General features: G+C 61.3%; 1 protein-coding gene. It reads left to right on the forward strand.

Annotated elements, in window-relative coordinates:
• Positions 1-10 precede the first annotated feature (10 nt).
• On the forward strand, positions 11-328 hold a 318-nt coding region (locus tag IH54_RS0138910; RefSeq protein ID WP_267965278.1), incomplete at its 3' end, for an endo-1,4-beta-xylanase.

A 328-nucleotide genomic window follows, 5' to 3' on the forward strand; every position in this document is an offset into this window, starting at 1 on the left:
GGAGAACGAGATGAAGTGGGACACCACCGAACCCTCCCGCGGAAACTTCAACTTCGGCCCCGCCGACCAGATCGTCAACCACGCACAAGCACACGGCCAACGCATGCGCGGCCACACCCTGGTCTGGCACAACCAACTCCCCAGCTGGGTCTCGAGCCTGTCCGCCTCCGACCTCCAGACCGCCATGGACAACCACATCACCCAGGAAATGACCCACTTCAAAGGCAAAATCTACGCCTGGGACGTAGTCAACGAAGCCTTCGCCGACGGAGGAAGCGGCCAGCACCGCAGCTCACCCTTCCAGGACAAACTCGGAAACGGCTTCATC

Origin of the sequence: Streptomyces sp. NRRL F-5123 (assembly GCF_000721495.1) — a bacterium.
Taxonomy (GTDB): domain Bacteria; phylum Actinomycetota; class Actinomycetes; order Streptomycetales; family Streptomycetaceae; genus Actinacidiphila.